29 protein-coding genes are annotated in these 23,478 nt (G+C 38.6%); 18 read left to right on the plus strand and 11 right to left on the minus strand.

Features of this window, described 5'->3' with window-relative positions; translation table 11 throughout:
* Nucleotides 1-27 precede the first annotated feature (27 nt).
* The 3 genes from E2R51_RS03835 to E2R51_RS03845 all read left to right on the plus strand — a co-directional run bounded on the left by E2R51_RS03835 (nucleotide 28) and on the right by E2R51_RS03845 (nucleotide 1,937).
* Entirely contained in the window at nucleotides 28-1,080 is a 1,053-nt protein-coding gene (locus E2R51_RS03835) for a C45 family autoproteolytic acyltransferase/hydrolase (protein WP_133375700.1), read from the plus strand.
* 82 nt (nucleotides 1,081-1,162) lie between these two features.
* On the plus strand, nucleotides 1,163-1,366 hold the full coding sequence (locus E2R51_RS03840; RefSeq protein ID WP_133375701.1) for a DUF6501 family protein: 204 nt from the start codon (nucleotides 1,163-1,165) through the stop codon (nucleotides 1,364-1,366).
* Nucleotides 1,367-1,469: 103 nt separating this feature from the next.
* Nucleotides 1,470-1,937 (plus strand): Rok-like winged helix domain-containing protein, encoded by a 468-nt coding sequence (locus tag E2R51_RS03845; protein WP_133375702.1) that lies wholly within the window; start codon nucleotides 1,470-1,472, stop codon nucleotides 1,935-1,937.
* Between the two features lie 70 nt (nucleotides 1,938-2,007).
* Here E2R51_RS03845 and E2R51_RS03850 read toward each other — a convergent pair whose 3' ends face one another.
* On the minus strand, nucleotides 2,008-2,802 hold the full coding sequence (locus E2R51_RS03850; RefSeq protein WP_133375703.1) for an ion transporter: 795 nt from the start codon (nucleotides 2,800-2,802) through the stop codon (nucleotides 2,008-2,010).
* Nucleotides 2,803-3,006: 204 nt separating this feature from the next.
* Between E2R51_RS03850 and E2R51_RS03855 the strand changes: the two genes are divergently transcribed.
* Both E2R51_RS03855 and E2R51_RS03860 read left to right on the plus strand, forming a co-directional pair.
* Entirely contained in the window at nucleotides 3,007-3,891 is an 885-nt protein-coding gene (locus tag E2R51_RS03855; RefSeq protein WP_133375704.1) for an ATP-binding protein, read from the plus strand.
* An 11-nt stretch (nucleotides 3,892-3,902) separates the two neighbouring features.
* Entirely contained in the window at nucleotides 3,903-5,819 is a 1,917-nt protein-coding gene (locus E2R51_RS03860) for a vWA domain-containing protein (protein WP_133375705.1), read from the plus strand.
* A 49-nt stretch (nucleotides 5,820-5,868) separates the two neighbouring features.
* On the opposite strand, the gene E2R51_RS03865 is transcribed toward E2R51_RS03860, so the two are convergent.
* A complete protein-coding gene (locus E2R51_RS03865) occupies nucleotides 5,869-7,053 on the minus strand; it encodes a toxic anion resistance protein (RefSeq protein ID WP_133375706.1) in 1,185 nt (394 codons plus the stop codon).
* 2 nt (nucleotides 7,054-7,055) lie between these two features.
* Complete coding sequence (locus E2R51_RS03870; RefSeq protein WP_133375707.1) at nucleotides 7,056-7,700, minus strand: 5-bromo-4-chloroindolyl phosphate hydrolysis family protein; 645 nt, start codon at nucleotides 7,698-7,700, stop codon at nucleotides 7,056-7,058.
* A gap of 280 nt (nucleotides 7,701-7,980) precedes the next feature.
* Here E2R51_RS03870 and E2R51_RS03875 point away from each other — a divergent pair, with 280 nt between their 5' ends.
* The 4 genes from E2R51_RS03875 (at nucleotide 7,981) to E2R51_RS03890 (ending at nucleotide 9,535) form a co-directional block, all read left to right on the plus strand.
* On the plus strand, nucleotides 7,981-8,316 hold the full coding sequence (locus tag E2R51_RS03875) for an ArsR/SmtB family transcription factor (RefSeq protein WP_133375708.1): 336 nt from the start codon (nucleotides 7,981-7,983) through the stop codon (nucleotides 8,314-8,316).
* 79 nt (nucleotides 8,317-8,395) lie between these two features.
* The gene (locus E2R51_RS03880) at nucleotides 8,396-8,767 is read left to right on the plus strand and encodes a fluoride efflux transporter FluC (protein ID WP_240732988.1); all 372 of its coding nucleotides are present in this window, start codon (nucleotides 8,396-8,398) and stop codon (nucleotides 8,765-8,767) included.
* Nucleotides 8,767-9,096, plus strand: coding sequence for a fluoride efflux transporter FluC (locus E2R51_RS03885; RefSeq protein ID WP_133375710.1), 330 nt, complete (start codon nucleotides 8,767-8,769; stop codon nucleotides 9,094-9,096). The genes E2R51_RS03880 and E2R51_RS03885 overlap by 1 nt, the downstream gene beginning before the upstream one ends.
* A 73-nt stretch (nucleotides 9,097-9,169) precedes the next feature.
* On the plus strand, nucleotides 9,170-9,535 hold the full coding sequence (locus tag E2R51_RS03890) for a DUF1033 family protein (RefSeq protein ID WP_133375711.1): 366 nt from the start codon (nucleotides 9,170-9,172) through the stop codon (nucleotides 9,533-9,535).
* Between the two features lie 19 nt (nucleotides 9,536-9,554).
* Here E2R51_RS03890 and E2R51_RS03895 read toward each other — a convergent pair whose 3' ends face one another.
* Nucleotides 9,555-10,676, minus strand: a complete 1,122-nt coding sequence (locus E2R51_RS03895; RefSeq protein ID WP_240732950.1) for an AI-2E family transporter — start codon at nucleotides 10,674-10,676, stop codon at nucleotides 9,555-9,557.
* Between the two features lie 379 nt (nucleotides 10,677-11,055).
* Here E2R51_RS03895 and E2R51_RS03900 point away from each other — a divergent pair, with 379 nt between their 5' ends.
* Together E2R51_RS03900 and E2R51_RS19720 are read left to right on the plus strand one after the other, a co-directional pair.
* Nucleotides 11,056-11,256 carry a cold-shock protein gene (locus tag E2R51_RS03900; RefSeq protein WP_039809180.1) on the plus strand — a complete coding sequence of 67 codons (201 nt, stop codon included), beginning with the start codon at nucleotides 11,056-11,058 and terminating at the stop codon, nucleotides 11,254-11,256.
* A gap of 132 nt (nucleotides 11,257-11,388) precedes the next feature.
* The gene (locus E2R51_RS19720; protein WP_165967131.1) at nucleotides 11,389-11,559 is read left to right on the plus strand and encodes a hypothetical protein; all 171 of its coding nucleotides are present in this window, start codon (nucleotides 11,389-11,391) and stop codon (nucleotides 11,557-11,559) included.
* 220 nt (nucleotides 11,560-11,779) lie between these two features.
* Here the strand turns inward: E2R51_RS19720 and E2R51_RS03905 are convergent, their stop codons facing one another.
* Nucleotides 11,780-12,088 carry a DUF3817 domain-containing protein gene (locus E2R51_RS03905; RefSeq protein WP_133375713.1) on the minus strand — a complete coding sequence of 103 codons (309 nt, stop codon included), beginning with the start codon at nucleotides 12,086-12,088 and terminating at the stop codon, nucleotides 11,780-11,782.
* A 191-nt stretch (nucleotides 12,089-12,279) separates the two neighbouring features.
* Between E2R51_RS03905 and E2R51_RS03910 the strand changes: the two genes are divergently transcribed.
* On the plus strand, nucleotides 12,280-12,729 hold the full coding sequence (locus tag E2R51_RS03910) for a YkvA family protein (RefSeq protein WP_133375714.1): 450 nt from the start codon (nucleotides 12,280-12,282) through the stop codon (nucleotides 12,727-12,729).
* A 41-nt stretch (nucleotides 12,730-12,770) separates the two neighbouring features.
* On the opposite strand, the gene E2R51_RS03915 is transcribed toward E2R51_RS03910, so the two are convergent.
* Nucleotides 12,771-14,372, minus strand: coding sequence for an ABC-F family ATP-binding cassette domain-containing protein (locus E2R51_RS03915; protein WP_133375715.1), 1,602 nt, complete (start codon nucleotides 14,370-14,372; stop codon nucleotides 12,771-12,773).
* Nucleotides 14,373-14,581: 209 nt separating this feature from the next.
* Between E2R51_RS03915 and E2R51_RS03920 the strand changes: the two genes are divergently transcribed.
* Together E2R51_RS03920 and E2R51_RS03925 are read left to right on the plus strand one after the other, a co-directional pair.
* A complete protein-coding gene (locus E2R51_RS03920; protein ID WP_133375716.1) occupies nucleotides 14,582-15,184 on the plus strand; it encodes an alpha/beta hydrolase in 603 nt (200 codons plus the stop codon).
* A gap of 316 nt (nucleotides 15,185-15,500) precedes the next feature.
* Entirely contained in the window at nucleotides 15,501-15,881 is a 381-nt protein-coding gene (locus E2R51_RS03925; RefSeq protein ID WP_133376320.1) for a PadR family transcriptional regulator, read from the plus strand.
* A 37-nt stretch (nucleotides 15,882-15,918) separates the two neighbouring features.
* Here the strand turns inward: E2R51_RS03925 and E2R51_RS03930 are convergent, their stop codons facing one another.
* Nucleotides 15,919-17,103: an LL-diaminopimelate aminotransferase gene (locus E2R51_RS03930; protein ID WP_133375717.1), complete on the minus strand. Its 1,185-nt coding sequence runs from the start codon at nucleotides 17,101-17,103 to the stop codon at nucleotides 15,919-15,921.
* 115 nt (nucleotides 17,104-17,218) lie between these two features.
* On the opposite strand from E2R51_RS03930, the gene E2R51_RS03935 reads away from it, so the two are divergent.
* The 4 genes from E2R51_RS03935 to E2R51_RS03950 all read left to right on the plus strand — a co-directional run bounded on the left by E2R51_RS03935 (nucleotide 17,219) and on the right by E2R51_RS03950 (nucleotide 20,183).
* The gene (locus tag E2R51_RS03935) at nucleotides 17,219-18,493 is read left to right on the plus strand and encodes a DUF4139 domain-containing protein (RefSeq protein WP_133375718.1); all 1,275 of its coding nucleotides are present in this window, start codon (nucleotides 17,219-17,221) and stop codon (nucleotides 18,491-18,493) included.
* A gap of 92 nt (nucleotides 18,494-18,585) precedes the next feature.
* Nucleotides 18,586-19,449 (plus strand): CvfB family protein, encoded by an 864-nt coding sequence (locus E2R51_RS03940; RefSeq protein ID WP_133375719.1) that lies wholly within the window; start codon nucleotides 18,586-18,588, stop codon nucleotides 19,447-19,449.
* A 104-nt stretch (nucleotides 19,450-19,553) separates the two neighbouring features.
* Nucleotides 19,554-19,982 (plus strand): hypothetical protein, encoded by a 429-nt coding sequence (locus E2R51_RS03945; protein WP_133375720.1) that lies wholly within the window; start codon nucleotides 19,554-19,556, stop codon nucleotides 19,980-19,982.
* Between the two features lie 12 nt (nucleotides 19,983-19,994).
* Nucleotides 19,995-20,183 carry a hypothetical protein gene (locus E2R51_RS03950; RefSeq protein ID WP_133375721.1) on the plus strand — a complete coding sequence of 63 codons (189 nt, stop codon included), beginning with the start codon at nucleotides 19,995-19,997 and terminating at the stop codon, nucleotides 20,181-20,183.
* A 235-nt stretch (nucleotides 20,184-20,418) separates the two neighbouring features.
* Here the strand turns inward: E2R51_RS03950 and E2R51_RS03955 are convergent, their stop codons facing one another.
* From E2R51_RS03955 to E2R51_RS03970, 4 genes are all read right to left on the minus strand, one after another.
* Nucleotides 20,419-21,513 (minus strand): metallophosphoesterase, encoded by a 1,095-nt coding sequence (locus E2R51_RS03955; protein ID WP_133375722.1) that lies wholly within the window; start codon nucleotides 21,511-21,513, stop codon nucleotides 20,419-20,421.
* A 35-nt stretch (nucleotides 21,514-21,548) separates the two neighbouring features.
* Entirely contained in the window at nucleotides 21,549-21,923 is a 375-nt protein-coding gene (locus E2R51_RS03960; protein ID WP_133375723.1) for a PaaI family thioesterase, read from the minus strand.
* Nucleotides 21,924-21,947: 24 nt separating this feature from the next.
* Nucleotides 21,948-22,382 (minus strand): DMT family transporter, encoded by a 435-nt coding sequence (locus E2R51_RS03965; RefSeq protein ID WP_133375724.1) that lies wholly within the window; start codon nucleotides 22,380-22,382, stop codon nucleotides 21,948-21,950.
* Nucleotides 22,383-22,507: 125 nt separating this feature from the next.
* Nucleotides 22,508-23,098, minus strand: coding sequence for a DUF6241 domain-containing protein (locus tag E2R51_RS03970; RefSeq protein WP_133375725.1), 591 nt, complete (start codon nucleotides 23,096-23,098; stop codon nucleotides 22,508-22,510).
* Nucleotides 23,099-23,478: the final 380 nt, after the last annotated feature.

Consider the following 23,478-nt stretch of genomic DNA (forward strand, 5'->3'; position numbering starts at 1 on the left):
TCTTTGTTTTTTTCAGGCGGTGATTATTTGCAGCGATTTCATATTGATGTCATTAAAGGTTCTGCTACATACTATGAACTCGGAAAGCTTCAGGCTGAAAAATTTATTCAAACTCCTCTATATAAAACACATAGCATAAGAAGGGCCAGATCAGAAAAACAATATACGGCAGACCTTGAGCAAGCCAAATACTTCTATGAAAAATTTTCACCCGGATTATGGCAGGAGCTTGAGGGAGTTGCGTCAGCAGTGGACTGGTCAAAAGAAGCTGTTCTGCATGAATACTCGGGTTATCAGCAGGACTGGATTAAATCCGGCTGTTCTTCGTTAATGAAAGATGGCTTTTATGCACGAAATTATGATTATCATCCTAAAACGTATGAAGGCCGTCTAATCCTGTGGAGGCCTGAGGGGGGATATGCCTCTATTGGAACAAGTGGACGAATGATTGGCCGCATTGACGGGATGAATGAAAAGGGCCTAGTCGTCGGCTATCATTTTGTTAACCGGAGAAATCCTGCGGCTGGTTTTATTTGTGCAACGGTCGCCCGGTTTTTACTGGATTCCTGTGCCAACACAGAAGAAGCTGTTGCCATGCTTAAACAGCTTCCTCATCGTCATGCTTTTAATTATTCTCTATACGATGCTGCTGGGGAAGCAGTAGTAGTAGAAGCATCGGGCAGGGGAACCGCAGTAAGAAGAGCAGGGATCATGGCATGTACAAATCATTTTCAAACCGCAGGTCAGCTTGCTGAAAACCGTTATCATCTTGTAGAATCAAAGGAGCGTCTGCAAAAATTAGAACAGCGCCAAAATACAAAAATGACCCCGCTAGAAGCATATTACTATTTTAACGATCCCTCTCATGGGATTTTCAAGAAAAACTATGGCAGCTGGGCAGGGACAATTCATACTGCTGTATACGTTCCCAAGAATTTAACGATGATCTTCGGGGCAGGAGAGAATGCTCAGCCTGTATCCATCGATTTTAAAGAATGGCTAAATTCAGGTAACTTTCCGATAACTAAAATTTTTGGTAAAATTGATAGTCATGAACGCTTTCATCACACCAATCAATAACTTAATTCAGCATTCCAACGGCTTATTGAAACAGTTTGCAGCACGCGTTATACTCATGAAGTAGAGGAAGGAGTGAATAAATATGATCCATCAGGAATGGAATACAAGACCCGCCCAAAAAAAGGTTGTTTGTGTTCACGATAAAGCAGAAAAATATGTAGTGAATACTGTTTTAACAGTAGGCAAAACTTATGAAGTTCAAAATGAAACCGAAGAATTTATCTTTATTATTGATAACACAGGTAAAGTGGGAGGATTTTACAAAGATTACTTTAAAGATGCTTAATGAAAAGCGCCAGTTATTTTAATAAACTGGCGTTTCCTTCTTTTCAATTAGAATTGTTCCCATTATAATTGGAGTAAGAACTTCACATAAAGGGGAAAACGCTATGTTCAATGAAAGGATCGCATTAAAAATCAGGCTTGAACAAATGGTGGATGCAGAGGAACGAATTCTTCAGGAATTTAGAAAAGAAAGAGAAACGATTTTGGAACGCTTAAGAGAATTAGATTCTATACAAAGCGAAAACGGCAGTCAAGATCTTCAATCCCATTACACACCCGACATTGTCCCATTATCTTCTCTAAATGACTCAGAAAATGTTCCTCGACCTGCCACTAAACGCATTCCTAAAACGAAAAAAATTGGTAAATCAAGGCAGATGCATGAAGCAGCATTCAAGATTTTACGTGAGCGGCTTCAGCCTGTAAAAGGAACAGAGATTCAGGAATTTATTTTTAATGAAACCGGATTTAAAGTAGCCAATATGACTACCTTTATGAAAACAATCCAGCGAAAAGAAAAACAGGTCCGCAAACTGGACCGTGGACTGTACATATTTGAAAAAGAATCGTGAATATCTCCTCAAAATACCCACTTATAGCTAATAAACCCCCATTCATATGAAAATGGGGGTTTATTAATTGCTATTTATTGGTTTGACTTTCTTTTATCATCTGTTTAATTTCTTTTAATTCATTTTGTACTTCCCTTAATTTTACATCAGTCGGGGAAGGATTCTCAGCCTGATTGGCTTCTTCTACATTTGTGACAACCACTCCGACAAACAAATTAAAAATGACAAATGTACCAATTAAAATGAATGTCACAAAAAACCACCAAGAAGTAGGATCCTCAGCCAAAATCGGCCTCATTACACCGCTTGCCCAGGATTCAAGCGTAACTACCTGGAACAGTGTCAGCAAAGAGGAATGAAGTGTGCCAAAATATTCAGGCGCGATTGATTTAAATAAAGTAGTTCCTATAACCCCGTATATGTAAAAGAATATACCAAGCAGGAGCATGATCGTTCCCATTGAAGGGATCGTCATCAGCAGGGCGTTAACCATTTTTCTTAAAGAAGGAATAATGGAAATCGCTCGAAGCACCCGCAGTACACGGAGAATTCGTAAAACTGTGACGTAGTGGCCCCCGATAAATAGATGACCGCTTGCAACAATAATAAAGTCAAATAAATTCCACGGTTCTTTAAAAAAGGAGGTAAGAGAGCGGCTGGCGAACATGCGAATCAGAATTTCAACTGTGAAAATCCACAGCAGTATTTGATCAGCTGCAATAAACCAGTTTTTATAGCTTGAATACACCCCTGAATAGGTTTCTAATCCAATAATTACAGCATTTAATAAAATCAATCCAATAATGAAATTTGTAAAATATGGATGATTTGCAATCAACAAGCATTTTTTTCTGACTTCCTGCATTCTACTGAATCTCTCCTTTCACTTAATCCACAGTTTATTCTACTTCATTGCAAGTGAATCTGCCATTCATTCCTGTTGATAATCGGTATTTTCATATAAATATGTTTACACTCTGTGAAAATCAGTATCATTTGCTTGTTCAAGCTCCTACACGTTAAAATAAATGATCGGAAAAAATATTAATGAGCGAGGTTGAATGCATACATGTCAGTTTCAGTAAATCAATTACCAGCACCAATCCAGGAGAAAATAACTAAACAACGGAACCAACTACAATCACCATTAGATCAGCAGCGAATCGGCCAGGGAGGGTATACTGCAGAGGATCAATCCATCATGGAAGATTCAGTTATCAGTCTGTCTCTAAATAAAAATGTCTTGCTGAAAGGGCCTACGGGCTCTGGTAAGACAAAATTAGCCGAATCAATCAGCCATCTTTTTCAGCAGCCTATGTACAGCATTAACTGCTCTATTGATTTAGATGCCGAGGCTATGCTTGGATATAAAACGATCGAGCAAATAGAGGGTAAATCCACTATTACTTTTGTTGAAGGACCTGTGATACAGGCAATGAAAAAAGGGCAGCTGCTGTATATTGATGAAATTAATATGGCAAAACCTGAAACACTTCCTATTTTAAACGGAGTGCTTGATTATCGAAGAACCATAACAAACCCATTTACAAACGAAGTAGTAACTGCGAAAGAAGGCTTTGGCGTCATCGCTGCAATTAATGAAGGATATGTGGGAACTGTTCCTTTGAATGAAGCATTAAAAAATCGTTTTATCGTCATTGATGTGCCTTATATTCAAGGAGAAACACTAAAGTCTGTCATTATTAGCCAAAGCAAGCTTACTAATCCTTCTCTGATTGCTTCATTTGTTCAATTGTCAGAGGATTTATTAGTACAGGTTCAAAACGGGCAGGTAGCTGAAGAAGCAGCTTCCATACGGGCACTGCTGGATACATGCGACTTAGCGGTTTATGTGCCTGCAATGAGGGCTATTCAGCGCGGAATCATTGATAAAGTTGAGGACGAACGGGAAAAAGCGGCTATCCGTAATGCAGCAGAGACGATCTTTGGGTAGGGAGGGTCATCATGCAACGGTTTATTCAGTTTAACGATGAAAATATAAATTCATTTAAGCTTATGGAACTAATCGATCTAGCTAAAACACTAACAAAAGAAAAAGAAATGGACGTGGAATACGGACCATTAAACTATCTGGATTTGCCCAATCAAAAAATAATCGTCAGCCACTTTTGGGATCACCGGAAAGATAGGGAAGAGTGGCTTGGGCTAACCTCTGATATCTATTTGCGTGCTATCGGTACTTTTCGTTTTTCAAATGTAAAAGAAATTAATCGCTATCTTAAAAAGGTCACAGGCAGCAGGGTTTCATCGTTTGCCAAGCAGCTTTTTATGATCATTGAAGACACACGAATAGAAGAAGAAATTAAACGCCTGAGACCAGGAACTGCACAGGCATTTAATATGAGAAGGGCACTGTATACAAAGTATTTTGAATCGCAATTAAAGGTTCATCTCGTAAAAGGTGTTCATACTGATGCCCTGTTTAATTTTTTATACCTGCTTCTTAACGCTCAGTCTCCAAGTAGTGAATGGCCGGATATTCACCAGGATATCAGCCGGGCTGAGCCATTTATCCGGCAGCAAATGCAGCTGGCGTTTGATGTTCGCTCAACCGCTCAATCAGCAGCCATCAGTTTTGAAGTTGTGAGTGTGCTGGAGGAAATCGTTAAAAAAGATATGTTAAACGAATATTTCCATCTCCCTGAGAAGACGATGGAAGAATGGGAAAACAATCTTACATTCAATGAATTAAAGAGAAAAGATCCTCTTGTAAATGAAGATGAAATTGAAGAAAAAGCAACAGGTGAGGAGGAAACTTTTGAAGAGGAATTCCGAACCTGGCACAGGGAATCATCTGACAAGGGTGAGTCGTTCCTTCAATTCGACTTGGACCAGGGGGCAAAAACCAATATTAAAGGGGACACAGCACGCGAAGGAGAAGATGGGGATCAAGCACTTGGCATGGTGCAGGGCAAGAGTAAAAAAACGGCTCAGCAGCAATATGATGGCGGAATTGAAGAAGTAAAGCAGGAAGAAGCTGTCTCAGGCAACAGTGATGCATACGGAAGAGAAAACCGGTTTGCTCATGCTGTTTTTAAGCCGGCTTCAGTGGTAATGCCTGAAGATCAGCGCCAGTATGATCGATTAAAAAAAGAAGTTGGCTTTTATCAAAAAAAACTTCAAAAAATTATTGAAAAGACATTGGATCATAAGAAAATTCAGCCCAGAAATCGATTGGTTTTTGGCCGGCTGAGCAAACAGCTTATCCCATTTTTCACAGAAGAACAACCAAAGGTTTTTTATAAAAAAAATGAAAAATCCCCTGAGATTGATGCGACATTTACGCTGCTGCTCGATTGTTCTGCGTCTATGCATGATAAAATGGAGGAAACAAAAAAAGGGCTGATACTATTTCATGAGGTGTTAAAATCCGTCAGAGTGCCGCATGAAATTGTTGGATTTTGGGAGGACACGGATCAAACGAGTGAAAGCTATCAACCGAATTACTTAAAAACCGTTGTCGAATATGATCAATCGGTTTATTCAACTCAAAGTGCAGCCATCATGCAGCTGCAGCCGGAAGAAGACAATCGGGATGGCTTTGCCATTCGCCATATGACAGAGAGATTAATTAAACGAAAAGAAAATAAGCGGTTTTTACTTGTTTTTTCTGATGGGGAACCAGCAGCTATGAATTATGAACAAAATGGCATTATGGATACGCATGAAGCAGTAGTGGAAGCGAGAAAATATGGCATAGAAGTGATGAATGTGTTTCTATCGAAGGAAGAAATTCCCGAATCACAAAAAGAAGTGATTCAGAATATGTACGGAAAATACAGCTTGTTTATCCCGCAGATAGAAGAATTGCCTGACATATTATTTCCGCTGTTAAAGCGACTGCTTTATAAAAGTATATAATCTTATTTTTTCGCAATAAAAAAATGACTGCATTTCTGCAGCCATTTTTTTATTGTTTTTTGTTTTGTAATTGCAGCAGCTGCTGCTTTAATTCACTTTCCATTGCTTGAATTTCTGATTCCGCCAGACGGCGCTTTTCACGGCCCTCCTGCTGAATACGCAATGTTTCTTCCAGGGTTGATACCAAATTTGCCTGGGTAGTCTTTAATGTTTCAATGTCTACAATTCCCCGCTCGTTTTCTTTTGCTGTTTCAATACTGTTTGTTTTCAGCATTTCTGAGTTTTTCAACATAAGGTCATTAGTCGTTTTGGTTACTTGTTTTTGTGCTTCTACAGCTCTTTGCTGACGGAAGAGCGTAAGAGCAATGGCTATTTGATTTTTCCAAAGTGGAATGGCAGTTAAGATGGATGCCTGGATTTTTTCAGCCAGCGCCTGGTTAATGTTTTGAATCATGCGAATCTGCGGTGCACTTTGTATCGTAATCTGCCTGCTCAATTGCAAATCATGAAGTCGTTTTTCAAGCCGGTCCATAAATTGCATCATATCATTTACTTCCTGATAAGCCATTTGATCATTGCTGATTTCGGCTTTCTTTTTAAGTTCCGGAATGATCTTTTGTTCCAGTTCTTCACGTTTAAGTTCTGCAGCAGCAATATAAATATTTAGCGCATGGAAATAATCTTTATTTTGCTGGTACAGCTGCTCCAGCATACCAATGTCATCCATGAGGGACTTTTTCGAATGATCCAGTTTTACACTAATACGGTCTACCTGAGCTCCAAGCTTTTGGTATTTTGATAAAATCTCATTGACAGACCGGCTGACCCGATTAAATAACTTCGACAGCATGCCTTTTTTCTGATCTGATAATTCATCTGGATCAATCTGTTCCAATCGATCCATCAGCTCTTTTAATATATCCCCTATGGGACCGACATCTTTTCGCTGAACATGATCAAGCATCGTATGAGAGAAATTTGACAGCTTCGATTGTGCTGCTGTGCCATATTGCAAAATGGACTGATGATCAGTCGGATCGATCTGTGTGGCAATTTGTTCAGCTTGTTCACGATCTTTTTCTGGTATGACATCAACCAGCCGGGTTGGTGCCTTTTCTGCACTTCGATCTGGGAGAATTTCAGTTAACTCGTTATCGCCGAAAGGGTTTGCGAGCAAATCATCAATTGTTTGATTCTGATCCTTTACTTTAACGGTTTGACGGCTTTCTTCCATCTTTAAATCCCCTCTCTGGAGCGTTCAAGACGCTCGGCGCGTAATGATTTTTTTGCCACATCCAATTCGACCTGCAAAGAATTAATATCATTGGCCAGTACTTTCATTAATTCTTCTTCCAGGGAAGAATTAAGGTCATGCAGCGTTTTTTTAGTATCCTCAAGTGACATTAATATCTCTTTGTTTTTAATAGGCTGTGTCACCAGCATCGTATATTTGTCCGTTAATTCAACTGCTGAGTCCAGATGGTAAAAGAAAAACCGCTCTGAAACATAAAATCGGTTGGGGTCTTTTTTAACCAGAACAAAAATCCTTTTTGAAAGCTTTACCATATCATTCAGCTGTCTCATCGCGGAAAGCGAACGAACCTGAAACATTCTGTTTTGAAGGGTTGAAATTTTCTTTTGACCTTCTTTCAGATTTTGCTGAATGTACTGGTATTCCTGTGAACTAAGGTTGTAATCTTTCAACATTGCTCTTTTCTGGAACCATTTGATGATATAAAAAGGAATCAATCCCCCCAATAGACCAAACAGTCCTGCAAGCATAATATTCAGATCCACAAAAAATACAGCTATAATCCAAGTCAATAAGGCTAATGGAATGGCAACGCCCAATCTCGCCATGAAATATAGGAAATTTCTCATTTTATCTGCTCCTCACTTAGGCTTGTCTTATAAATACGAGCGACCATATGCTTTAGTTTCATTAAAATAAGATATATTTTTTTGTTATTTATATTGTCTCCGATTAATCGAACGATAGCAAGCGGCGCAGACTGCAAAACGAATCATAGCCTTAAAAGACTAGTAAAAACGAAAATAATTCCATTATGAATAGCTTTTTCTCTTGAATTAAGTATATAATAGTGATGTATAACTAATTAACTATAAAAAAATTGATTTTATAGGAAGTGAGGGGGATTGAATGAGTCAATATAACTGTTTTGCGGATGAATTAGCAGAAATTTATCGATTGTTTGGGGATAAAACACGTCTTTTAATGGCCAAAAAACTTTCAGAAAATGAATGGACAGTATCAGAATTTGTTGACTTATTCAAAATAAGCCAGCCGCTGGTAAGTCAGCATATAAAAAAATTAAAAGATGCCGACTTAATATCTGAACAAAGGGATGGCAAAAGGATTTTATATCGCCTTGATCCTGATTCACGCAATTATCCGTTAATCTTACAATTAATTGAACCTATTATTGAACAGGAAAATAACCCGAGCTATGAAGCAGAAGCTGCTTATCAGCGTTAATTAAAGAAAAATGCAGTGGACAATCACTGCATTTTTCTTTATGTTTAAGTGATAATAAATCGAAGGGGAGTTTGTTGTGATGCACCTATTTCTAGTCGCTTTAGGCGGAGCAGCTGGGGCATTGCTGCGATTTGGCTTGCATAATATTGTGCCATTTGCCGCACCCTTTCCACTAAGTACGCTTCTTGCAAATTATGCTGGTACATTGCTGCTGTCTTATCTGACTTTCAGCATTTTACATCGCCATAAAAACATGATGCTTTTCCTTGGGACCGGTGTACTCGGAAGCTTTACATCGGTATCCGCTTTCAGCATGGAAAATATAACCTTATTTCAATCTCATGCTATTTATTCTCTCCTGTATACGGGATCGACTGTTGCAGGCGGTATTTTCTTTGCCTGGTCAGGTTTTAAACTGGCAGAAATTATTCAGATGAAGGGGACATCATAATGCTTTTTATTGCTGCAGGCGGAGCACTTGGTGCAATAGCAAGATGGGGAATAAGCTGCTGGTTAAATTCCATTAGAGGGACCATCGCAGTAAACCTTGCTGGATCCCTGATTGGCGGATACTTACTTTATTTATCAATGACAGAATCATTTCAAATGTTTTTTATTACAGGTTTTCTGGGGTCTTTTACTACTTTTTCAACTCTTCAAACAGAAGGAATGAAGATGATAACCGGAGGAAAACTCTTAAAAGGAATTAGTTATTCAGCAGCCGTTTTACTCGGGAGTCTTGCAGCTGCAGTTGCCGGGTATTTACTGGCTGCAATTTAAAGCAGATCATTTTATTTACCATCCATTTTTCTGTATGATGAGTGTATGATTTTGCAGAAAGGTGGTCCTGTAAATGTGGAGTATCGTTCAGACAAAAAGTGATGCTGAGCCCTGGTGGTTTTTAGAAGGCTGGCATGAAGATATTTTACACGAATGGACATATACGAATAAAGAAGAAGCGTTTGCCTGCTATCAGGAAAAAACAACTGAAATGGCTGAATCCTACCCTCATTGCCGTGTGAAAAGAGGCACCCAGGCAGCTTTTTGGTGCGAGAGTGAATTATTATTTTGTGATTCATGCGATGAAGATCTTCAACTTTATCACGGCTTCTTAATATTAAAAAACGGAGTTCCCTATACAAAGGACCATATGTCTGAGGAAGATCGGACATTTTTTGAAGGATTGTTCCCTGCAATTAAAAAGACTGAGGCGAAATGAAGACGCCTCAGTCTTTTTTTTATACCATATCGCTTTTTTTAATTTTTTTCTCATGGTATCGATTTCTTAATCGAATAAAACGATAGGCGTTAACGACAATCGTTTTCCCTACAGCATAAGTTGGTACTGCCATAATTAAACCAAGCAGTCCGCCAAAGCTTCCCGCAACAAGCAGGATAAAAATTATCGTTAACGGATGGATTGCAAGCTTTTTCCCCATAACTTGAGGAGAGATTAGGTTGCTTTCAATTTGCTGTGCCACAATAACAGCTAAAATAACCCATATCGCTGTAATTGGCGAATCAATAAAGCCCACAATAACTGCTGGAATCGTGCCGATGAATGGCCCGATAAAAGGAATGACATTAGTCAGCATAGCCACTAGTGCAAGAACGATCGAATATTCCAATCCGATAATTAAATATCCGATATAAAGCAATATACCCACACAAAAGCTTACAATGATCTGACCCTGAATATAAGAGCTTAGCGCGATGTCCATATCTTCCAGCACTCGCTTGCCTTCAGGACGAAATTCTTCAGGCGTAAAACGTAAAAATTGGTCTGGCAGCTTTTGGCCGTCCTTCAGCATATAAAAAAGAACGAACGGGATAGTAACCATGACAACCGCTATGCTCGTCAGGATACCAATAAACGAAACGACATTCGATCCAATCGAATCTAATGCTCCCTGGAGATAATTTGTGATGCGGTCGGCAATATCCTGATAGGAGAAATCCTGACTTTGCTGAACACTTTGGAACCAGTTTGACTGCTGCAGGTTCGTTACCATATTTGTCAGTTCATCAAAAATTGTAGGTATGTTATCAACTAATGAATTAAACTGCTGGGACAACGGCGGACCAACGATAAATACAAGGCCGACAATTAATCCGATGCCCAATAAATAAATTAATAAGATAGCGGCCGTTCTGGGTATGTATTTCGCGCAAATTTCCACTACAGGGCGAAGCAGATAGTATAATACTCCCGCTATTGCGATAGGAGCAAATAATGTAGTTACGATAATGGTGATGGGTGTAAAAATAAAACTTACACGATCCATTAAATAAATGATCACTAAAATAGTTATGATGGCAAATCCTAATCTGAACCATTTAGATTTAGTGAGTTCTGTCAAACAAATCCCTCCATAAATAGAAAATAAATTGATTGGTATTATCATACATCACTATATTGGGATTAGCCAAATTTAAACGTATTTCTAAAAAGAGTAGAGTGGCAACAGAGATAAGTATGAATACTTTTTAAAGTAAATGATCACATTCCCATAAAATATGAAGAAGTCAGATTATATGGAAAAATTCCTCACATTCCATTTGACATTTAATTTGAACGATGTATAATAAGGATAACAAGTCAATAGCAATAATACCTGCAAATTGAGATTCACATATTACAAAAAGTGATCGGAACGCACGGTACTTTTTGTAATATGTGAATTTTTACTATGGGTAAAGTTTGCATATTGTCAATTAATATTTTGGAGGTTTTTCATTATGAAAACTGGTACAGTAAAATGGTTTAACGCAGAAAAAGGTTTCGGCTTCATCGAAGTTGAAGGAGAAAACGACGTATTCGTACACTTCTCTGCAATCACAGGAGAAGGCTTTAAATCACTTGACGAAGGCCAACAGGTTGAGTTTGAAGTGGTTGAAGGTAACCGTGGACCACAAGCAGCTAACGTTGTAAAACTGTAATTGTTGATATAAAAAAGCCATTCTCCTTAGGGGGAATGGCTTTTTTCATGCTTCCGGCACTTTCCTTTTTGGGTCGATGCCCACGCAATGAAACCCAATGATGAATACAATACGTCAAAAGGGGTGAAAAGCATGTCCAATCAACCAAAAAAGAAAGTAGAAGAAGTGTCAGAAGAAGTGAAGGAAGAAAGAGTACATCCATTCGACTCTTTTTGGCAGTTCCATAAGAATAGAGAAGAAAATAAAGCGGATAAAAAAGAAGAGCCGTCTGATGATGAAAAAAAACGCCCATTCTGGTGGTAAAAAGTCAAAACCATTAAGTGAGAAAAAATCATCGTCCAAGACGATGATTTTTTCATGTTGTTTAAATAGAAAAAGCCGTGCCCGTAACGCGGACGAACGTTCGAGCCTGCGTAACGGACCGACACTTTGATCTGCCAAAAATTATGGCAGGGAAGAGTAACCAAGAGGGGACACCTCAAAAACAACCGTTTGTCACCGCCAAATGGTTACCTCACTTACTTTATGCTGCCTCATGTCCTGCTTCATACTGCTTTAACTTTGTATCCAGTGCCAGATTTCCAAAGGGAATAAAGGCAACGATAAATGAAATGACAGGCCAATACCATTTCCAGCGGGTAACAAACGTTACATAGGCAATTACCAGACAGTAGATGACAAACAAAAAACCATGTATGGATCCTACCAGTGTGACAGCTTCAGGAACGCCAAAAAAGTATTTTAATGGCATGGCAAGCCCTACTAGAATTAACAATGAAAAACCTTCAAAAAATCCCATAAATCGAAGGCGTCCGATAGGTGACTTTAACATATTCAAACCTCCTGTGTTTCAATGACTCTATTTTAGCAGAATGAGAAGAAAAATAGATGCAAATTCACGAGATCGACAATGAATTAATATTATTATGCAAACTAAATTCAGCACAATTTTTCATTTGAGTCGGTTATAATGGACAGGAAGAGGGAAAAGAACAGGAAAACATAAATTAGGAGGCCGATGCTTTGGAAGATTTGAAAGAACAGAAAAATTTTTATCACACTTTACGTTCAAAAATAAACAATTGGTTGGAAACAAAAACGGGGAAAAATCATAAGTATGCTAAATATCTGTTGTTTGCACCCGATATTTTTTATTTGCTGATTAATGTGGTGAGAGATAAAAGAGTCTCAACAAAAGACAAAGCGATAGCCGCAGGAGCAATTGGCTATTTTATTCTGCCATTTGACCTTATACCGGAGGGGCTTATTGGCCCTGGAGGGTATATTGATGATTTGATCGTTGCGTCGTTTGTATTGCAATCCATCGTCAATAACCTGTCTCCGGATATTATACAAGATCACTGGGCAGGGGATGAGGATGGACTGGTAATAATAAACAAAGCAGCAGGTCTCTCCGAAAAAGTGATGGGTAAAGGCGTCCTGCCAAAAATAATAAAGAAATTCAGAAAATAATAAAAGACCTTGCGTAAATGCAAGGTCTTTTATTATAACAGTTAAGATACTTTTGATTTGTTCCATTCAAGAAACTCATCGTAAGTTAATTGCTTGTCAGTGATGCCGCCGTCTTTAATATCAATTATACGGTTGGCAACAGTTTGAACAAATTGATGGTCATGTGAAGTAAAGATCATCGCGCCTTTATAATTGATTAGTCCATTGTTAAGCGCAGTAATTGACTCTAGGTCTAAATGGTTGGTTGGTTCGTCAAGCAAAAGCACATTTGCCTGCTTTAACATCATACGGGACAGCATGCAGCGAACTTTCTCTCCACCGGATAAAACATTAGGCTTTTTGCGGACTTCTTCACCGGAAAACAGCATTCTGCCCAAGAATCCGCGCAAAAATGTTTCGCTTTGGTCATTAGGTGAATACTGGCGAAGCCAATCAACCAAGTCTGATTCATTGCCCGTAAAATACTCACCATTATCATGCGGGAAGTATGCTTGTGATGTTGTAATACCCCATTTAAAGCTTCCGCTGTCGGGTTCGATCTCACCTGTTAAGATTCTCATTAATGTCGTTTTTGCAATTTCATCCGTACCGACTAATGCAATCTTATCTTCTTTATTCATTGTAAAACTAATGTTATCTAACACTTTAACACCATCAATGGTTTTAGAAAGATCTTTTACTTGAAGAACATCATTGCCGATTTCACGTTCAATTTCAAAATTGACAAATGGATACTTCCGGGAAGATGGCTTAATATCATCAAGAGAAATTTTTTCAAGTGATTTCTTACGGGAAGTAGCCTGTTTGGATTTAGAAGCATTTGCACTAAACCTTGCTACAAAGGCTTGAAGCTCTTTAATTTTTTCTTCTTTTTTCTTGTTTTGATCATGCATCATTTTTTGTGCCAGCTGGCTTGACTCATACCAGAAATCATAGTTGCCGACATATACCTGGATCTTGCTAAAATCAAGATCTGCGATGTGTGTACACACGGTATTCAAGAAATGGCGGTCATGGGATACGACAATAACGGTATTTTCAAAGTTGATCAGGAAGTCTTCCAGCCATTGAATCGCTTGAATATCAAGACCATTGGTCGGCTCATCAAGCAAAAGAACATCAGGTTTGCCAAATAATGCTTGTGCTAAAAGGGTCTTCACTTTTTCAGAACCTGTCAGCTCAGACATTTTCTTTGTGAACATTGATTCCTGAATCCCAAGACCCTGAAGAAGAATAGCTGCTTCAGATTCAGCTTCCCAGCCGTTCATTTCAGCAAATTCGCCTTCAAGCTCTGCTGCTTTGATACCATCTTCGTCAGAGAAATCCTCTTTCATATAGATGGCATTTTTCTCCTGCATCACTTCAAAAAGTCTTGCATGTCCCATCAATACGACATTCATAACTTCCTGCTCTTCGTATTCGAAGTGGTTTTGCTTTAAGACGGCAAGCCGTTCATTAGGTCCTAATGACACATTGCCGGTCTGCGCTTCTATTTCACCAGATAAAATTTTAAGAAACGTTGATTTCCCCGCTCCATTTGCACCAATCAACCCGTAGCAATTCCCTGGGTTAAACTTAATATTAACATCTTCAAACAGCTTCCGATCACCAAATCGCAAGCTGACATCAGTAACTTGAATCATTTAATTTCCCTCCATAACACATACGTATCAATGAATTATATCATTAAAGATATTATTTTGCTTGTAAATCGTACGGAAAAACGAAAGATTAATTATCTTGAATTAAAGTATTATAAATTTGAAATAATAACACCATCCAAGTACAATTAGTTATAAGGTAAAGAATGAAAGATTAGTTATAAGGTAAAGAATGAAAGGACTGATTGTTAATGAAACACATTTTTAAGAAGGGTTCACCAAGTAAACCTGTACTGCTGCTGTTACACGGAACAGGAGGGACCGAACAGGATCTGCTTCCCCTGGCCGACTTAATTGATCCTGAGGCAAGTGTACTCAGTGTTCGTGGAAATGTATCTGAAAACGGCATGCCACGATTTTTTAAAAGGCTTGCTGAAGGAATATTTGATTTAGAGGATCTGGCCGTTCGCACAGAGGAACTTTACGACTTTATTGGGCAGGCAGCAGATAAATACGGGTTCGACCGAAATAATGTTCTGGCAATCGGTTATTCAAATGGTGCCAATATTGCCGGCAGTTTATTATTCCATTATGAAAACGCATTGAAAGGGGCGATTTTGCATCATCCAATGGTGCCCCTCAGAGATAAAAAGCTGCCTGATCTGACAAATGTCCCTGTATTTATTACAGCAGGAATCAATGATCCGATCTGCCCTCCCGAGGAAACGAACGAGCTGGAGTCGTTATTAAAAGGTGCCGGAGCTGCAACTGAAGTATATTGGCACAAAAATGGCCATCAGCTGACACAGGACGAAGTACAAGAGGCTCAACTATGGTATAAAAAACAGAATTAATCATCAAAGAAAGCCTGACCTCAGCATGAGTGTTCAGGTTTTTTTACATTATAGAAGTGTAATGTAAAAAAAATAGAACAAATGTTCTGTTTTGTAAAAACCGCACTTTTTATTAAAAATATAGATAATTAGCGAACATTATTTCGTTTCTATACTAATTCTATCCCGATTTTCATAGAATAGTTAAGTGATTCTGTATCATATTTATGAAGTGATCACACACAGGGAACATATGATCGTTATAAGTAGCCTCATGACATGTAATGTGGTAAAATTAAGTAAAGGATCTATGATTTGGAGATGGGGGAGATGCATGATGAGCAATAAAAACAACCCGAAAAAATTTGCCCTTAATATGAGCGCTTCTCAATTCACAAAATTTTATATTCTTCATTTGTTATCCATCCAGCATTCAGGCATGATCAGTGAACATTTTAAAGGGGAGTTCCGAAAAGTCGGCGGGAATTGGGAACCGGCGCCAAGCACGCTGCTCGATGCGCTCCACGATATGACCGATGAGGGCTTTCTGCATCGAACAGATGATTATAAATCACATGAAAAAAAACGGCAAAAGGTGTACTGGTATCGATTAACGGATCAGGGGAAGGAAGAATTCAGCTTAATGAAAAAACAATTTCTTCCATTATTTGAAGAACAAAAAAGAATACTCGAAAATATTCTGAAGACGGTATATTAAAAGGGAAAACGCATATGTCGTTTTCCCTTTTACTTTGTTATAAAAGTGCATGCCGTTTAAAAATTGAAAGCTTTTCTATACGCTGTGCAGCCCTAACAAGCTGTTCTTCATCCTGCACCAGCGCTATTCGCACATAACCCTCGCCGCTTGGACCAAATGCATTCCCCGGGGTTACCACGACATGGGCTTCATCCATTAACAACTGGCTGAATTCCATCGACGTCATGCCTTTTGCAACGGGCGCCCAAACAAACATTCCGCCCTCAGGTGATGGGATATCCCAGCCAAACGTTTTTGTATGAGTCAGAAACTGGTCTCTGCGGCGCTGATAAACGGTTCTTGCTTCATCTCCAAACCAGCCTCCTTCAGTCAGCGCTTTTGCTGCTGCTAGCTGAATTGGCATAAATACCCCGTAGTCAAGATTTGATTTCATCTGATTCACTGATTGAATCACTTGTTCATTTCCAGCCAAATAACCCACTCTGCAGCCTGCCATATTAAAGCTTTTGGATAACGAATTCGTCTCAACCCCAACTTCCAGAGCTCCCGGAACAGATAAAAAGCTGATCGGTTTTTTTCCATCATAGTATAATTCGCCATAGGCAAAGTCATGAACGATTAAGATATGATGTTTTTTGGCAAAAGTAATGGCTTCTTTATAGAAGGCTTCTGTTGCCTGGACAGGAACAGGGTTACCTGGAAAGTTTAAAATCATAATTGACGTCTTATCGGCTACTTGTTCAGGGATAGCAGACAAATCAGGCAAAAAACCATTTTCAAAAGATAGCGGCATGTAATAAGGTGTTGCTTCAGCCATGGAAATGCCGGTTTCATACGCTGTATAACCAGGATCGGGTACGAGTATGTAATCCCCTGGATCAGCAAAGACCATAGGCAGATGAACCAACGCATCCTGCGACCCCATTGACAGCATAATTTGCGAGGCAGAATGCAAGTCAGTATCATGCTGCTCTTTATAATAAAATGCGACTGCTTCATTAAATTCTTTAATCCCTGTCAGGGTATATCCATATTGGTTTTCTTGCTTTGCCAGAGCAGAAATTGTTTCTCTAATAAATGCTGGAGGTGCAAGATCCGGACTGCCAATGCTCAAGTCAATCATGTCGGCGCCTTCACTCATTTTTTGCTGTTTGTAGGCGGCAAGCTCACTAAAAATAAGTGTCTTAAATCCTGCCATTCTTTTTGCATGTGAAAACTCCATCCAGAAATCCCTCATTTCTATGTATCGTTCATTGTGTCATTGATCTTCAACATTGTAACAAAAAGTGAGACAATAGAAAAATATCAATAATTTTGGCAGAAGGAGTGAAAGAGAGATGGTACTGCCTAAAGCAAATAGTGAATCTTCCATGCATTTGGTTATTTATGAAAATAATTTCGCTGTTGTCAGGGAAAAAAGAAGCGTTCCCCATCCGCTTACTGACCGGCTTCAAATAAGTAATTTGCCGGCTAAAATTGACGAGCAAAGTGTAATTTTAAAAGGACTGAAAGTAAAAAAATGGACCATTCAACTCTCCTCTCAAATAAGTGAAGAAGCTATTTTAAAAACGCTTGAAGGTGAAATCATTTTATTTGGTCCTCATGACAGTGAAAAAAAACAGTATCAGCTTATCTCCTATACACCTGATCTCATTATCCAGAACCCGGCCACAAAGGAGCTATTGCTTAATCCCGAGGGAGAAATATCGGTTTTATCTTTACCACTTTCAGTACATTCAAATCCTCATTATCAGTTTGACATCGACCCCAAACAAGCGCCACAGACATATGATTTAACTTATATTCTCAATGATATTAGCTGGCATGCCCGCTATATTGCAGTTTTAAACGGCACTGCCATGACATTGGAAGGAACAATTGTTGTAGAAAATGATACCGGTTCTCAGTTTCCTGGCGTCTCAATTCAGACTATGGCCGGTGAAACAAATCGAATGCGTGAAATAAAACCGGCTGCGTATCCTGGAGAACCTAAACTAATGGGAATGATGGAAAGTGGACAGGAAATTAGTGAAGAAGGGCAGGGGGATCTCCACCTTTATACCATTCCATACGCTGTTACGCTAAAGCCGCGGGAATCTAATGTATTTCCTTTTATTCAATCCGTCCAATCGTACCGGATATTTTATGTGACATCTCCTTCAGTTGATCATCCGATTACGACAATAGAATGGACACATTCCAGTGCTGTACCTCTTGCTAAAGGGAAAATTACATTTTATTATGAGCACCAGAATCAACAACTGTTTGCCGGAGAGGATCTTCTTCCATATACACCAAAAGCAAAAGAGGTTCAATTGGAATTAGGCCGGGCAGTAGACATTGACAGTGAACATGAATTAATAAAAAGTTATGCCGTTGGTGAGGATATAATAGAGGATCATGTTTTCCGCTTAACGAATCGAAAAGAACAGGAAGCAGAACTAATTATTGAATATCCCATACATCAAAATACATGGGAATTAGTCCAGGCGTCTGAAGAAGTCTTTTATCAATCAGCACGGTTATTGAAACTGAAAACCGTCCTTAAACCAGGTGAATCAAAAAACGTGACTTTTTCCATTAAAATAATGAAAAGAACCAAAAGATTTTAAGGATTTACTCTGCATTTTCGTATGATCATATACATTTAGCCATCTTCATGATAAATTTAAGAGCATTGAGGATAAAACAGGAGGAACATGAAATGTACGAAAAAGAAGAATCCATTACAGGAACCGTCCAGCGTTTAACCGTAGACCGTGAAGCGCCATTTGGCTACTACTTAATCAGAGGCTCGGAAGAATACCCACTAAATGAATCAGAAATTACAGGGGAATTAACAGTCGGCGAAACATATGAATTCTTTTTATACGCAGACCGCAGAGGCCGTGTTGTTGCTTCGATGAACATACCGGAGATACGCAAAGGAACCTATGGCTGGGCAAAAGTGATAAAAATAAATGAGCGGGATGGAGCTGCCCTTGATATTGGCATCTCACGGGAAGTTACTGTCGTTTCAATGGACCTGCCTGCAGCGAAGCATGTATGGCCACAAGCGGGAGATTACTTGTATGTGACGCTTAGAACGGATCGGGAAGGCAATATGTTTGCCAGACTTGCTACAGAAGAGGTTGTGCAGGTTCTTTCCACAAGAGCAGAGCCTAATCTTCATAATAAGGAATTAAAAGCGCGTCCTTATCGCCTGCTTCGTGTAGGCACATTTTTGTTAACGGAAGAAGGCTATCTTTGCTTTGTTCATGAAAGCGAGCGCTACGAAGAGCCCCGGCTTGGTGAAGAAGTAACCGTACGGATCATTGGCGAAAAAGAAGATGGCACGTTAAACGGATCCCTTATTCCAAGAAAACAGGATAAAATGGTCGATGATGCCGGCATCATTCTGGACTATTTAAACAGCCATAACGGTGAAATGCCATTCGGGGATAAAAGCGACCCAGAAGCCATTACTGAAACATTTGGAATAAGTAAAGGGGCATTTAAGCGTGCATTAGGCAAGCTTTATAAAGAGAAGAAAATTAAGCAGGAAAATGGAAATACCTATTTAGTATAAACTCCGAAGGATGAGAAAAACTCATCCTTTTTTTAATTGTAAAATTGAATCTAAAGCAATTTACATGTAAGCTAAACTTATTATCAGCAAAGGAGTGTGCTTTTGTGAAAGTGGAAATGACAAAAGACCAGTATAAAAAAATGCTTAAGGCCTTTTATTTAGGTGATTTAGTGCTTCATTCAATGAAAGAAGACAATGAAGAGAATGACGATCAATATATAAGCACTGAACAATATGTGATGTCCTTAGCTAAGGATTTTGGTTTTGAGGATTATGTTGAATACGATGAATCACTTGGCCAGTTTTTCCCAACTCCGTTAATGGAGCAGGAATTTGAGGTCAGCATGAGAAAATATGAAGAGGAAATCCTTCCTGACCAAATCGCAGCAACCTTAGCCCGTAATGAAGTGGAGCAACGTCTTAAGCAAAACAAAATCAACAAAGAAGAAGCCATTCATTTGTTACTTGAACTGGAAGATCAATTTTTAAATCAATTGGAACAAAAAGGGTTTACGGGATTGTACATAAAATAGAGGAGGCTATGTATGAGATTTCAACCGGCAATGATTGCTATCAATGTTATTTTTGCGGCACTAACAGGTTTCTGGACCGTTCAAAACATTTTTCGCGGTGAATACGCAATGGCCGGATTACTTGGGATCATTTGCATCGTCAATGCGTTTATTGCCATAAGACGATACCAAATAGCCAAAATCCATGATCAAAGAAGCTGAATCAATAAAAAACAGTAAGATTATTAATGCAGTAATTTTACTGTTTTTTTTTTTCGTCTCAATATTAATAGTTTACTTAGGTTATGATACAGAATCAGCTTAAATAATCTAGCGTCCTATAATATATATTATGTAAACTAAAAAGAAAAAATGAAAAAGAGCCATATACTTATGACCCCTTTTACCCTATTACCATTTCTAATTCTCTATTTTTCGAAACTCTCCAAGTTACAGCTCAATCGCCAATAAATTTAATATTTATCACCATAACTTCTGATCTGCTTCCGATTCGAAATGGCGGTCCCCATGTGCCAAATCCTGATGACACAAAGGAATGCATATTTTGTTTTTTTAGATATCCCCAATCATTTTCATAAATCATACTGGTGACAAGGTTTGCAGGTGCCAATTGGCCTTTGTGGGTATGGCCGGACAACAAAACATCCACTTTATTTTCAGCGGCTGCATTTAATTCAAAAGGCTGATGATCCAGCATGATGACCGGCTTAGTATGATCCAGACTGCCGGTAATTTCATTTATCGTTTTACGATTTGAGTCTGTAAGATCTTTCCTGCCTGCAATATAAAAATCATCTTCAATCAGCAAGGCCTCATCCATCAAAAAGTTGATGCCGTCTTGTTCTAATTCAAGGATTATTTCGTCTAAATCATTGCCGTAATATTCATGATTACCAGGTACTGCATGAATACCCAACGGTGCTTGCATGGTGTTAAAAACTTCGCCCATATTCTTTTTTATATAAGGATCTACATCATCATCGATGATATCACCGGGAAGCAGAACAATATCCGGTTTAACCTCCTCTGATAGATCAACCAGACGCTGCAGATGATTTTTTCCGACAATGGGTCCTAAATGAAGATCAGAAGCCATTAAAATCTTCAAATGATCAAAGTTGGATTTTTTATCTATGGTTATCGTATATGTATTAATTTTTGGACTCCATGCATTAAATGATCCATACACAAAAATAACAAAATAAAGGCTTAACACACCGATTCCAGTCCAAAAAATGCCGTTTTTTCTTTTTTTCTTTTTCAATAGGAATACGATTATATTTGAGACAGGCAGCAGAATGATGCTGTAACCGATTATCACAAACCACACATTACCGACCAGTTCAAGCGGCAGGAATGAAAATAAACGCCCGATAAAAAATGATGCTGCCATAATGCTGATAAATATTATGTAAAGCAGTTTATGAAGCGGCAGGAATGAACTTTTCAGCCAAATCCAGCCGTTGTAGCCTGCATAAAAGGACAATAAGCCGTAAAGTAATAACGCGATAATGAAACTTACAGTAATCATGGTGGTAGATGGTCCTTTCTGATGGAGCTTTATTGTTACTGCTTATTAAATAAAACCGCTTTTGCTTTCGCTACCAGCTGCGTATTTTCGTCATAAATTAAACATTGGGCATGAGTCAGTGTTTTCCCTGAGCTGATGATTTCAGCCTCAGCAATTAGCCTGCTCCCTCTTGCTCCCTTTAAAAAAGAAATATTTAAATCTACTGTTACTGCTTTTTGTTTATTATCTTCATCTGATTCAATTGTATTGCACATCGCAACATCTGCCAGTGAGGAAATAATCCCTCCATGAATGATACCTAAACTATTTAAATATAAAGGTTCGACCGGCATGGATACTGTCACATGGGTATCTGAGTGCCGTTCATATTCAAAACGCAAAAACTGATCAAATGGTTGTTCAATAAACAATTAACTCCCCTCCTTTTACATTCATTACTTGTGATTAAATAAGTAGATAGATCCTATCATTAACAGAAGCGCTGCAGCTTTTTTAGCATCCAGGGGGAAGGTTTGACCGCCAAATAAACCAAAATGATCGATAATAACAGAGATAAAAATTTGTCCTGCAATTATGGAGAAAAATGCAGCCGTTACACCAATCTTAGGTACAGTCATTACCATGATTAACACGTAAAAAGCACCCAATAACCCGCCGATTAACTGGCCTTTGGGCACTTCAGAAATCGCAAGAAAATTCCCTTTCCCAAAAAAGAGAACCACAAAAAACAATGCAGCGGTTCCTATTAAAAAAGACATGAAGGATGCCTCAATTATGCCAATTCTTTTCCCCAGCCCGCCATTTACAACAGCCTGAATCCCAACAGCGATGCCGCCAACGACTGCGAGAAGCAAATAAATCCATTTCATGTGTCTACTCTCCTTTTAAATCTGCTAAGACCCATAGTAAAATAAAAGCAAACCTTTGAGCTGACTGTGTTCAAACAGATCAAAGGTTCGCATTCAATGTACGTTTGCTTTTCCGCGGATCTCAATTAAGGTGCCATTTTATCCACGTATTTTTTTTCTTCTTTTTCACTTAGTATTCCTGTCGCTTCTCCGACAGTGCCATCTTGCATTTTCCATATCTTGTTATGATCATCATCCACCCGGGAAAAATCTCCGGCAGCCCATTTCTCAAGGATGTTCCGGTATATGCTTTTATCCTTTATTTGAGCAGATTCATCCAATCCGTCCAGCAGCCATTGAATTCTGGCAGGGTGAATTTCGTAAAAACCCCATTTTTTCTTTGCTTTTACTTTTTGATGAGACATACCATGAATGTATTCCTGATAATGATAATCCTTTAACTCATTTTTGCTGACCTTTTGTTTGAATGGATTTAACCCTTCTTTTTCATACTGTTCAAGGTCTTCATCTGTTATTGTTCCTGCAGAAAATGGTCTGGATTCTTCAAGCAATTGTTCCGCATCTTCTTTAGACATTTCTTCTCCTGATACCTCTGCCTCATTAATCTCACTTCCGGCCTGATCCTGACTAAACCACAAATAAGTACCTATGATCGTGCCAACCAAAAGGAGAAAAGCACCAGCTGCTATTAAGCTTGTTTTTTTCATCATCCCCATTCCCTTTCTCCTGGCAATTTCTTCTATACAATCATCGTATAGAAACTGGATATAGGATTCAAGATAAATATTTATCTTTTTATAATAATGAGAGAATCATGCCTTTGATACAAATCTGAAAATGTATCCGGGAGATATATCCGGACAGAATACCTGGAAAATATTAATTTAGTTCATTTCCGTTAACATTGAGCATAGGGTAATGATAATACACACGTCTATATGAAATAATTAATATTGGGCTATTGCTAATAAAGCGTCACATCAGCCAGTATTTTAGGACAAGGTACCGCAAAATAAGGCAATTTTAGTATAAATGTTTAATTCCCCAAAAACTTCAACTAATTTATAACATAATTATCATCTATTAAACATATAAT

The sequence above is a fragment of the Jeotgalibacillus sp. S-D1 genome, assembly GCF_004358665.1.
Taxonomy (GTDB): domain Bacteria; phylum Bacillota; class Bacilli; order Bacillales; family Jeotgalibacillaceae; genus Jeotgalibacillus.

Excerpts from the sequence above, each read along its gene's own strand:
- E2R51_RS03840 (WP_133375701.1), top strand. The coding sequence starts at position 1,163 with ATGATCCATCAGGAATGGAATACAAGACCCGCCCAAAAAAAGGTTGTT.
- E2R51_RS03845 (WP_133375702.1), top strand. The coding sequence starts at position 1,470 with ATGTTCAATGAAAGGATCGCATTAAAAATCAGGCTTGAACAAATGGTG.
- E2R51_RS03850 (WP_133375703.1), bottom strand. The coding sequence starts at position 2,802 with ATGCAGGAAGTCAGAAAAAAATGCTTGTTGATTGCAAATCATCCATAT.
- E2R51_RS03855 (WP_133375704.1), top strand. The coding sequence starts at position 3,007 with ATGTCAGTTTCAGTAAATCAATTACCAGCACCAATCCAGGAGAAAATA.
- E2R51_RS03860 (WP_133375705.1), top strand. The coding sequence starts at position 3,903 with ATGCAACGGTTTATTCAGTTTAACGATGAAAATATAAATTCATTTAAG.
- E2R51_RS03865 (WP_133375706.1), bottom strand. The coding sequence starts at position 7,053 with ATGGAAGAAAGCCGTCAAACCGTTAAAGTAAAGGATCAGAATCAAACA.
- E2R51_RS03870 (WP_133375707.1), bottom strand. The coding sequence starts at position 7,700 with ATGAGAAATTTCCTATATTTCATGGCGAGATTGGGCGTTGCCATTCCA.
- E2R51_RS03875 (WP_133375708.1), top strand. The coding sequence starts at position 7,981 with ATGAGTCAATATAACTGTTTTGCGGATGAATTAGCAGAAATTTATCGA.
- E2R51_RS03880 (WP_240732988.1), top strand. The coding sequence starts at position 8,396 with ATGCACCTATTTCTAGTCGCTTTAGGCGGAGCAGCTGGGGCATTGCTG.
- E2R51_RS03885 (WP_133375710.1), top strand. The coding sequence starts at position 8,767 with ATGCTTTTTATTGCTGCAGGCGGAGCACTTGGTGCAATAGCAAGATGG.
- E2R51_RS03890 (WP_133375711.1), top strand. The coding sequence starts at position 9,170 with ATGTGGAGTATCGTTCAGACAAAAAGTGATGCTGAGCCCTGGTGGTTT.
- E2R51_RS03900 (WP_039809180.1), top strand. The coding sequence starts at position 11,056 with ATGAAAACTGGTACAGTAAAATGGTTTAACGCAGAAAAAGGTTTCGGC.
- E2R51_RS19720 (WP_165967131.1), top strand. The coding sequence starts at position 11,389 with ATGTCCAATCAACCAAAAAAGAAAGTAGAAGAAGTGTCAGAAGAAGTG.
- E2R51_RS03905 (WP_133375713.1), bottom strand. The coding sequence starts at position 12,088 with ATGTTAAAGTCACCTATCGGACGCCTTCGATTTATGGGATTTTTTGAA.
- E2R51_RS03915 (WP_133375715.1), bottom strand. The coding sequence starts at position 14,372 with ATGATTCAAGTTACTGATGTCAGCTTGCGATTTGGTGATCGGAAGCTG.
- E2R51_RS03920 (WP_133375716.1), top strand. The coding sequence starts at position 14,582 with ATGAAACACATTTTTAAGAAGGGTTCACCAAGTAAACCTGTACTGCTG.
- E2R51_RS03925 (WP_133376320.1), top strand. The coding sequence starts at position 15,501 with ATGAGCAATAAAAACAACCCGAAAAAATTTGCCCTTAATATGAGCGCT.
- E2R51_RS03930 (WP_133375717.1), bottom strand. The coding sequence starts at position 17,103 with ATGGAGTTTTCACATGCAAAAAGAATGGCAGGATTTAAGACACTTATT.
- E2R51_RS03935 (WP_133375718.1), top strand. The coding sequence starts at position 17,219 with ATGGTACTGCCTAAAGCAAATAGTGAATCTTCCATGCATTTGGTTATT.
- E2R51_RS03940 (WP_133375719.1), top strand. The coding sequence starts at position 18,586 with ATGTACGAAAAAGAAGAATCCATTACAGGAACCGTCCAGCGTTTAACC.
- E2R51_RS03950 (WP_133375721.1), top strand. The coding sequence starts at position 19,995 with ATGAGATTTCAACCGGCAATGATTGCTATCAATGTTATTTTTGCGGCA.
- E2R51_RS03955 (WP_133375722.1), bottom strand. The coding sequence starts at position 21,513 with ATGATTACTGTAAGTTTCATTATCGCGTTATTACTTTACGGCTTATTG.
- E2R51_RS03965 (WP_133375724.1), bottom strand. The coding sequence starts at position 22,382 with ATGAAATGGATTTATTTGCTTCTCGCAGTCGTTGGCGGCATCGCTGTT.
- E2R51_RS03970 (WP_133375725.1), bottom strand. The coding sequence starts at position 23,098 with ATGGGGATGATGAAAAAAACAAGCTTAATAGCAGCTGGTGCTTTTCTC.